Annotated in this window: 1 pseudogene; it reads left to right on the top strand. The window is 46.2% G+C overall.

What is annotated here, in order from left to right:
• Positions 1-313, top strand: a pseudogene (murQ, locus tag R8N49_RS29795) (N-acetylmuramic acid 6-phosphate etherase); the annotation flags it as partial.
• Positions 314-543: the final 230 nt, after the last annotated feature.

Below are 543 nucleotides of genomic sequence, written 5' to 3'. Positions count from 1 at the left end.
CACCGCTCAAAAGTTGGTGCTCAACATGCTCACTACAGCAAGTATGATCCGTTTAGGTAAGAGCTACCAAAACTTGATGGTGGACGTGAAAGCGACCAACAACAAATTGGTCGCGCGTGCTGCTCGCATTGTTATGCAGGCGACGGAGTGCACTAAAGAAGAGGCAACCGAGGTACTTAAGCAGACCAATTATGAGGTGAAACTGGCGATCTTAATGATCTTGACCGATCTTGATATCGAGTCCGCACGTCAGCACCTTCATCATCAAGACGGCTTCTTGCGTAAAGCGGTAGAAAGCCACAAAGCAAACTGACCTAATGTAAGAAGGTTGGACAGTAAAAAGGTGGCTCATGGGCCACCTTATCTTTTTGCCGGAGCTGATACATCAAGCATCAATCCTCGTCATACAACCACTCATCAAATTCACGATTTAACTCGTTATTCACCTTACGCTTGATCTGGTCTGGATCAGTGGCTTTTTTAACGCGTTCCACTTTATTCGTGTACTGGCTTGTCGCCTCGTTCACTTCCCGTTTCATTTTG

It is taken from the genome of Vibrio sp. 1978, assembly GCF_033344345.1.
This window is presented reverse-complemented; position numbering and strand designations above follow the sequence as displayed.